This window comes from Blautia massiliensis (ex Liu et al. 2021), from assembly GCF_052064225.1.
GTDB lineage: Bacteria > Bacillota > Clostridia > Lachnospirales > Lachnospiraceae > Blautia_A > Blautia_A fusiformis.
This window is the reverse complement of record NZ_JBQHWA010000023.1, coordinates 51,785-57,784: the sequence shown is the minus strand read 5'-3', so window position 1 is coordinate 57,784 and position 6,000 is coordinate 51,785. Positions and strand designations below refer to the sequence as shown.

At 35.3% G+C, this 6,000-nt stretch carries 10 protein-coding genes and 1 pseudogene; all 11 read left to right on the top strand.

Annotated elements, in window-relative coordinates:
- The first annotated feature begins 452 nt into the window (after window positions 1-452).
- Window positions 453-1,025, top strand: coding sequence for a hypothetical protein (locus tag ACTNDQ_RS10635; protein WP_441064585.1), 573 nt, complete (start codon window positions 453-455; stop codon window positions 1,023-1,025).
- Between the two features lie 9 nt (window positions 1,026-1,034).
- Complete coding sequence (locus ACTNDQ_RS10630; RefSeq protein ID WP_441064584.1) at window positions 1,035-1,406, top strand: hypothetical protein; 372 nt, start codon at window positions 1,035-1,037, stop codon at window positions 1,404-1,406.
- Window positions 1,407-1,682: 276 nt separating this feature from the next.
- Window positions 1,683-1,847, top strand: a complete 165-nt coding sequence (rd, locus tag ACTNDQ_RS10625; protein WP_020993356.1) for a rubredoxin — start codon at window positions 1,683-1,685, stop codon at window positions 1,845-1,847.
- 76 nt (window positions 1,848-1,923) lie between these two features.
- Window positions 1,924-2,358: a bacteriohemerythrin gene (locus tag ACTNDQ_RS10620; RefSeq protein ID WP_015541209.1), complete on the top strand. Its 435-nt coding sequence runs from the start codon at window positions 1,924-1,926 to the stop codon at window positions 2,356-2,358.
- 287 nt (window positions 2,359-2,645) lie between these two features.
- A complete protein-coding gene (locus ACTNDQ_RS10615) occupies window positions 2,646-2,858 on the top strand; it encodes a sporulation initiation factor Spo0A C-terminal domain-containing protein (RefSeq protein ID WP_026648209.1) in 213 nt (70 codons plus the stop codon).
- Window positions 2,859-3,012: 154 nt separating this feature from the next.
- Entirely contained in the window at window positions 3,013-3,291 is a 279-nt protein-coding gene (locus ACTNDQ_RS10610; protein ID WP_441064583.1) for a hypothetical protein, read from the top strand.
- A gap of 179 nt (window positions 3,292-3,470) precedes the next feature.
- Entirely contained in the window at window positions 3,471-3,680 is a 210-nt protein-coding gene (locus ACTNDQ_RS10605) for a DUF6219 family protein (protein ID WP_008708189.1), read from the top strand.
- A 3-nt stretch (window positions 3,681-3,683) separates the two neighbouring features.
- Complete coding sequence (bcp, locus tag ACTNDQ_RS10600) at window positions 3,684-4,139, top strand: thioredoxin-dependent thiol peroxidase (protein ID WP_441064582.1); 456 nt, start codon at window positions 3,684-3,686, stop codon at window positions 4,137-4,139.
- Entirely contained in the window at window positions 4,139-4,888 is a 750-nt protein-coding gene (gene yaaA, locus ACTNDQ_RS10595) for a peroxide stress protein YaaA (RefSeq protein ID WP_024854728.1), read from the top strand. Before bcp ends, yaaA begins: the two co-directional genes overlap by 1 nt.
- A 90-nt stretch (window positions 4,889-4,978) precedes the next feature.
- Window positions 4,979-5,407 carry a Fur family transcriptional regulator gene (locus ACTNDQ_RS10590; RefSeq protein WP_441064581.1) on the top strand — a complete coding sequence of 143 codons (429 nt, stop codon included), beginning with the start codon at window positions 4,979-4,981 and terminating at the stop codon, window positions 5,405-5,407.
- A pseudogene (locus ACTNDQ_RS10585) lies at window positions 5,380-6,000 on the top strand (flavin reductase); the annotation flags it as partial. The gene ACTNDQ_RS10590 and the pseudogene ACTNDQ_RS10585, both read left to right, overlap by 28 nt.

Below are 6,000 nucleotides of genomic sequence, written 5' to 3'. Positions count from 1 at the left end.
CATGATGAGTTCCTCCTCTTGTTATTATACATTTTATTTGTATCAAGGAAATATCTCATTTTTGTTTTGTACTAATTAGATGCTAACATCACGGTGGTTATGAGCTGGTGTAGGAGTGATGTACACCTGTATGATACAGGGGCAGGAAAGCCACTTGTTTTACGAAGTGGATAAATGGTTTATGGAGAGAAAAACAGCATAAGGAGAGATTGGTATAGACGATATTATTTGGATTATTAACCGGCAGGGATAGTCACTTTCCCTTTATATTCCTGCAGGTTTTACATAAGAAGATGGATTTCGGTCAGCAAAGGCAGCTCCCACAATGCCTTTTGGATATCCGCTTCTGCAAGTTGTAGTAAGTAATTGCTTCCCATCAAAATCATGGGGAAAGCGAACTGGTCTGAAAGACCGCCAGTTAGTGTGATGATGATAAGGAGATTTTGAAACTGATGACAGACAGAGATTATGCAATTAAATCAATGAAAGAAATTACCTTCCAGATGGCAAGTCTTGCACAGGATTATCTGGAAGTTACAATCGAAAGACATTATACTGATATTAAAGAACTGATGACAAGCTACCAGAAACTGATTTTAGAAAACCAGGTTGTATTGGAAGAACTGGATATGGAGTGCCAGGAGAAAATCAATGAAGATATGGCATATGCATTGAGTTATCTGAGCATTTATAACAATCAGCTGAATGTGCCAAAGATGCACCGGGAAATGAATAACCTGATGATCATTTATGGCTTGTCTGATATGATCTATCGTGGAATGACACTGGTGAAGTTCTATGCACCGAATGGTGTGATGCTCAGTGAAATCCTTCATTCCTGTTTTTGCAGTCATTATAATAAGACAGATGTGGAAGTACAGCAGGAGTTAGGAATAGGCAGGACTTCTTTTTATAAAATGAAGAATCAGGCACTTGGATATTTAGGATTTTATTTTTATGAGATCGTGGTACCGCAGGCAAAGGATAAAAGATTTAAACCGTCACTGGGCGTTGAGGAAGAGTAGGTGAGTAATATGAGATACGAAGATTCGATGAAAGGTGTAGCTGATCAGATAATCAAAGAACAGCAGCGAGTCAGTAAAATTAAAAACAATCCAGAAGAGTTCCATTGGCATGACGAATATGCAACGTTGAATTTCTTTCGGTTTATCTGCAAAAATATCGCTAACTTGAGAAATGGAGAAATTGAAAAAATGGTCACACGTTTAAAGAACATAGATCAGAAAGCAGTGGAAAACCATGTGAATGGTGCTGTTTGGGCATTTGATTATGATAAGATGTTCTGTGTATTGATGGAAAATGAAATTTGCCGAAAGGTGTGTGAAAAGAATAAATATAACAGTTGGATGAATCTGATTGGACAGTATTGTGTTTCAAGGACTTAAAGACGAAAAAAGTTGTTGGAGAGAAATAATTTCCAGCAACTCTGTCTTTAATGAATAGAGTTCATTTTTTTATTCAACTATTCCCATGATATATACAATATGTAAATTTGCAATTCAAATATCAGTTTATGCTAAGTACAATAATAATAATAATTACTATTATTGACAAGAGAATAATTATCATGTATAATACAGATATACAAGAAACAAAGTGTTAGAAAAATTGCTAGGAACTTGGTAACAAAAATAAATCGACATTGAAAAGGGAAAATGACTATGATAAAATATGAATGTGAACCATGTGGATATATTTATGATCCGGCAGTAGGAGATCCAGACGCTGGTATCGATCCAGAAACTGCATTTGAGGATATTCCAGATGACTGGACATGCCCAATCTGCGGATTAGGAAAAGATGTTTTCGTTCCTGTAGAAGACTAAGCAGAAAATGCAGGTACGAAACTGCCAGACATTAAAAGATCCTAAGAGAACATATAAAAGAAATGGAGGTCAAATTATGACTTACGATTTAAACATTACCTTTGATGACAATTTAGTAACAGGAAATGAAACAATTGATACCCAGCATAAAGAATTGATCGACCGTATCCAGAACTTTGTAACTGCCTGTCAAAATGGCGACAGCAAAGTAAAAGCAATCAAAATGCTGGATTATCTGGATGAATATACTGACTTTCATTTCAAAGAAGAGGAAAAGCTTCAGGAAAAATCCGGTTATCCAGAGCGTGAAAAACATTATGAAAAACATGAAGAGTTTAAAAAGACAATTCAGGAACTGTATGAATACCTTCAGGAGTATGAAGGACCAACAGATCGGTTCAGTGAACTTGTACAGAAAAATGTAATCGACTGGCTGTTTGGACACATTAAAACATACGACCGCTCTGTGGCAAAATTTATCTTTATGAAACAAAATCCAGACCGATGCTAATATAAACCAGGGAACGAGTTCATTCAGAATGTAGACAACGTGATGAAGTAAACTAGGGGCTGTCATAATGCAGCCCCTTTCCTGTTATAGCGATATTCTAGGTAATATATTGCGCTGGCATGACATATTATTTTACTACTACTATATGGGAAGAGCAAGCAGCTCTTCTTTTTTTGTCCTTTTTATCCAATTTTAAGTTGTAAAGTCTCTTTTCATGCCAATAGAAATATGCTAAATTGATTTTATAGAACAAGATATAATTCCACTTATATATCGGAGGAAAATGAATGAGAGAGAAAACTATATATGAGAAGATTGCAGAAAAGTATAACACAACACCAGAAGAAGTACGCAGAGAAATGCAGATAGCCATAGATGCAGGATTTGATAATCCTGACCCGGCTGTGCAGGAAGAATGGAAGAAAATGACACTTAAAGGAGACAGGCCCACACCGGAAGAAGTAATCAATTACGCAGTAAAAAAATTAAAAGGAAATTAAAAAATATGAAGAAAAAGATAATTGCAGTAATTTCAGGAACAGCAATCTTGATAATTGCTGCAGGAAGTATTTATGGGAAATTGAATCCAGTCATAAAGAAGGCGAACCAGATGTAGTTGGAACTTTTTCTGTAAATCGGGATGAAAATATAACCGTGGTCGCAAATAGGGAAGATATTGAGGATAGAGAAGCGTTTGCAAGAAAACTTTTGCAGATGTACAAGGATAATTCTTTTCGTTCGACAAAATTCTCCACAGACAGAGGATATGCGATGAGCATTGATATGAACATCTATTTATGGAAAGAGGATATTGAAGACGGGGAATCGGTAATGACAGCCGAATATAGACCTGTAGAATACGGAAAGGACTATGATGTTGTCAATAATCCTGATAAATTTCAACTATATATAGATGGAAAAGAGATTAAATAGTAATCTCCTGAAAGCAAGCTTTTTGTCAATTATTTCAAAGAAAAATTAAAGGATAACAATACATAGTTTTGACAATGATATTTTGAAAAATTTTATAGGAATGCTCTATTATCAAATTGACATAGGAATATGGTAGCGTATAATTAGAATTGAATACACTGAAAAAATGGAGGAATTACATGAAAGCACATAAATATTGGTCAGTAGGAGCTTTAATCACAATGATTGGAACTTTTTATACAGGATATAAAGGGTTAAAAGCAGCACACAAATACTTTGCATTTGGCTCTCTGATATGCATGATTATGGCAGTCTATTCTGGTCATAAAATGATTTCGGGTAATAAAAGAACAAGAAAACAGGTGAAAAATACAAAAGCGGAGGAATAGTAAATGTTAGAGTTAGGAATAAAAGCACCGGATTTTGAATTGCCGGATCAGAACGGAGATGTGCATAAATTAAGCGATTATGCAGGAAAAAAAGTGATCTTATATTTTTATCCAAAGGATAATACACCAGGATGTACGAAGCAGGCATGTGGCTTTTCTGAGCGTTATCCACAATTTACTGAGAAGGGAGCTGTTATTCTCGGAGTAAGCAAGGACTCTGTAGCGTCTCACAAGAGATTTGAAGAAAAATACGGACTGGCATTTACGCTATTAGCAGATCCGGAGCGTAAAGTTATTGAAGCATATGATGTCTGGAAAGAAAAGAAAAATTATGGAAAAGTATCTATGGGTGTAGTAAGAACTACATATCTTATTGATGAGCAGGGAATCATTATAAAGGCAAATGATAAAGTCAAGGCGGCAGATGATCCTGAAAATATGCTTAAGGAATTGGCATAATGAAGATTATTTTATCACCTGCAAAAAAGATGATTGTAGATACCGATAACTTAGCACCGGTTGAACTGCCTGTCTATATTGATAAGACAGCAGAAGTATTAAACTGGATGAAAAGCAAATCAAAAGAAGAACTGAAAGCTATCTGGAAATGTAATGACAAGATTGCAGAGCAGAACTTTAACAGATTGGAAAATATGGATCTTTATAACAGGCTTACTCCGGCTGTTTTAGCATATGAAGGGATTGCATTTCAATATATGGCACCATCTGTGTTTGAAATCCAGCAGTTTGAGTATTTGCAAAATCATTTAAGAATCTTGTCTGCGTTTTATGGCATTTTAAAACCAATGGATGGTGTGACTCCTTATCGTCTTGAAATGCAGGCAAAGGTTGGAATTGGAGATGCAAAAAATCTGTATGAGTACTGGGGAGAATTGTTATACCGCTCAGTAATCGATGACAGTAGGATTATCATTAATCTTGCATCAAAAGAATACTCAAAATGTATAGAAAAGTATCTGACACCACAGGACAGATATATTACGATTGTATTTTGTGAGTTATCCGGAGATAAATTGGTAACAAAAGGTACCTATGCCAAGATGGCTCGTGGTGAAATGGTCAGATTCATAGCGGAAAATAATATTGAAAATCCGGTGGAGATTCAGAAATTTGACAGACTCGGATATTCGTTTAGGTCTGATTTATCTTCAGATTCAGAATATGTATTTGAACGCAAAATAAAATAATAATAATGAGAATTATTACTATTTTTATTGACAACAGGATAATAGTGGTATATAATCCTTATTAAGAACTAATCCTAATAAGTAGGACGAATGACAAGTAGGAGAAATACCATTCAAAAAGATCTTGTAAGAAATACCGTATACGAAATGAGAAGACACGTTACGGCAAATGAAGTGTATGAATTTATAAAAGAAGCATATCCAACAATTGGAAAAGGAACTGTATATAGAAATCTTGATATATTGGTAGAGGAAGGTGCATTAAGAAAGGTTGAAGTTCCGGATGGACCGAACCGATTTGATTTTATATTGAAAAATCATTACCATGTAAGATGTATAAAGTGCGGTGAAATTTTTGATGTGGATATGGATCAAATATCGGATTTGCTGGAAAGAATTCATAACACTCATGGAATTGAATTTGTGGATTATGATATTTCATTTAAAGGCATTTGCCCGAAATGCAGGGAGAAGGTAAAGGGAGGAACAGCATGGATAGGAAAGCAATATATAAGTTGAGTTATGGACTGTTTATATTGACCGCTAAAGAAGCAGAAAAAGATAACGGATGCATCATTAATACAGCTATTCAGGCAGCTTCGGAACCAAACCAGTTAAGTATCTGTGTAAATAAGGCAAATTATACGCATGATATGATTCAAAGAACCGGAAAATTTACTGTATCAGTCTTAAGTCAGAAGGCACAATTTGAATTGTTCAAACATTTTGGCTTCCAATCAGGAAGAGATACCAATAAGTTTGAAGCATTTGAGCAGTGTGCCAGGGGCACAAATGGTATTTATTATATTACAGAAGGTACAAATGCATACATTTCTGTGACAGTTACTAAAACAGAGGACTTGGGTTCACATACGATGTTTATCGGTGAGATAACCGATATGGAAGTTTTAAGCAATGTTCCTTCAGTAACATATGATTATTATCAGAATAATATTAAGCCTAAGCCACAGGAGGTTGGAAAAACAGAGGACAGTCAGACAATATGGCGTTGCAGAATTTGCGGATATGAATATGTAGGCGAGGAATTACCAGATGACTTTATATGTCCTTTGTGCAAGCACCCGGCATCAGATTTTGAAAAAGTAGTAAAG

Excerpts from the sequence above, each read along its gene's own strand:
- bcp (WP_441064582.1), top strand. The coding sequence starts at position 3,684 with ATGTTAGAGTTAGGAATAAAAGCACCGGATTTTGAATTGCCGGATCAG.
- rd (WP_020993356.1), top strand. The coding sequence starts at position 1,683 with ATGATAAAATATGAATGTGAACCATGTGGATATATTTATGATCCGGCA.
- yaaA (WP_024854728.1), top strand. The coding sequence starts at position 4,139 with ATGAAGATTATTTTATCACCTGCAAAAAAGATGATTGTAGATACCGAT.
- ACTNDQ_RS10635 (WP_441064585.1), top strand. The coding sequence starts at position 453 with ATGACAGACAGAGATTATGCAATTAAATCAATGAAAGAAATTACCTTC.
- ACTNDQ_RS10590 (WP_441064581.1), top strand. The coding sequence starts at position 4,979 with ATGACAAGTAGGAGAAATACCATTCAAAAAGATCTTGTAAGAAATACC.
- ACTNDQ_RS10605 (WP_008708189.1), top strand. The coding sequence starts at position 3,471 with ATGAAAGCACATAAATATTGGTCAGTAGGAGCTTTAATCACAATGATT.
- ACTNDQ_RS10630 (WP_441064584.1), top strand. The coding sequence starts at position 1,035 with ATGAGATACGAAGATTCGATGAAAGGTGTAGCTGATCAGATAATCAAA.
- ACTNDQ_RS10620 (WP_015541209.1), top strand. The coding sequence starts at position 1,924 with ATGACTTACGATTTAAACATTACCTTTGATGACAATTTAGTAACAGGA.
- ACTNDQ_RS10615 (WP_026648209.1), top strand. The coding sequence starts at position 2,646 with ATGAGAGAGAAAACTATATATGAGAAGATTGCAGAAAAGTATAACACA.